2 protein-coding genes are annotated in these 1,716 nt (G+C 71.5%); both read left to right on the top strand.

Annotated features, from left to right (window positions below):
* A partial coding sequence (locus tag ABNT58_RS04100; RefSeq protein WP_348752236.1) for a hydroxymethylglutaryl-CoA lyase occupies positions 1-795 on the top strand: 795 nt, incomplete at its 5' end.
* A 2-nt stretch (positions 796-797) separates the two neighbouring features.
* Positions 798-1,716 (top strand): CaiB/BaiF CoA-transferase family protein (locus tag ABNT58_RS04095; RefSeq protein ID WP_348752235.1); only part of this gene is annotated, 919 nt, incomplete at its 3' end.

The raw sequence follows: 1,716 nt of genomic DNA, 5'->3' as shown, positions 1-1,716 counted from the left end.
GGCTCCTTCGTGCCGCCGCGGCTGCTGCCGCAGCTGGCCGACACCGCCACGCTGGTGCAGGCCGCCTGCCAGCTGCCCGGCCTGGAAGTCACGGCGCTGGTGCCCAACCTGCGCGGCGCTGAAGCCGCCCTGGCGGCCGGCGCGCATGTGATGCTGCTGCCGCTGTCGGCCAGCCATGCGCACAGCCTGGCCAACCTGCGCAAGACGCCTGACGAGGTGCTGGGCGAGCTGGGTCGCATCCGCGCCGCGCGCGATGCCGCCGGCAGCGCCTGCCGCATCGAGCTGGGCATCAGCACCGCCTTCGGCTGCACGCTGCAGGGCGAGGTGGCGCCGGCGCAGGTGCTGCGGCTGCTGCAGGCCGGGCTTCAAGCCGGTGCCGACCGGGTGAGCATCGCAGACACCGTAGGCCACGCCGACCCGCTGCAGGTGAGCCGCCTGTTCGAAGCCGCGTTGCAGGTGGCGGGCGACCGGCTGACCGGAGCGCATTTCCACGACACCCGCGGCCTGGGCGCGGCCAATGCCTTCGCGGCCTGGCAGGCCGGCATCCGCGGGTTTGACGCCTGCGTGGGCAGCATCGGCGGCTGCCCGCATGCACCCGGCGCCAGCGGCAACGTGGCCACCGAAGACCTGGCCTACCTGTTCGGCCGCATGGGCGTGCCCACCGGCCTGGACTTCGATGCGCTGATGACCCTGCGCGGCCGCATCGCCGGCTGGCTGCCGGGCGAGCCGCTGCACGGCGCCATCTGGCGCGCCGGGCTGCCCCAGACCTTGTCCACTGCCGCGATGGCGGCCTGACCATGAACGACTCACTGCAAGCACCCGACCCCACGCTGCCGCTGCAAGGCCTGCGCGTGGTGGAGTTCACCCACATGGTGATGGGCCCCACCTGCGGCATGGTGCTGGCCGACCTGGGGGCCGAGGTCATCAAGGTCGAGCCGGTGGCCGGCGAAGGCACGCGCACGCTGCAAGGCGCGGGCATCGGCTTTTTCCCGATGTTCAACCGCAACAAAAAAAGCATCGGCCTGGACCTGCACACCGCCGAAGGCGCCGAGGCGGCGCGGCGCCTGGCCGCCAGTGCCGACGTGGTGATCGAGAACTTCAAGCCCGGCACCATGGCCAAGTACGGGCTGGACCACGCCAGCCTGTCGGCCACCAATCCGCGGCTGATCTATGCCAGCCACAAGGGCTTTTTGCCCGGCCCCTACGAGCACCGCACCGCGCTGGACGAGGTGGTGCAGATGATGGGTGGCCTGGCCTACATGACCGGCCGGCCGGGTGATCCGGTGCGGGCCGGCACCAGCGTCAACGACATCATGGGCGGCCTGTTCGGCGCCATCGCGGTGATGGGCGCGCTGATCCAGCGCGGCATCACCGGCCGCGGCATGGCGGTGCAAAGCGCGCTGTACGAGAACAACGTGTTTTTGATGGGCCAGCACATGCTGCAGTACGCCATCACTGGCCGTGCACCGCAGCCCATGCCGGCGCGCGACAACCCCTGGGCGGTGTACGACGTGTTCACCGTGGCCGGTGGCGAGCAGATTTTCCTGGCCGCGGTGAGCGACCCGCAATGGCGGCAGTTCTGCCGTGCGCTGGGCCTGGAAGACCTGCTGCAGGACCCGGCGCTGGCCACCAACCGCCAGCGGGTGGACCTGCGGCCACAGCTGCTGCGCACGCTGGCCGAGCGCCTGGCCCACCGGCCCGCCAGCGAACTGGCGG

The organism is uncultured Aquincola sp. (genome assembly GCF_964001545.1).
Classification (GTDB): domain Bacteria; phylum Pseudomonadota; class Gammaproteobacteria; order Burkholderiales; family Burkholderiaceae_C; genus Aquincola.
This window is presented reverse-complemented; position numbering and strand designations above follow the sequence as displayed.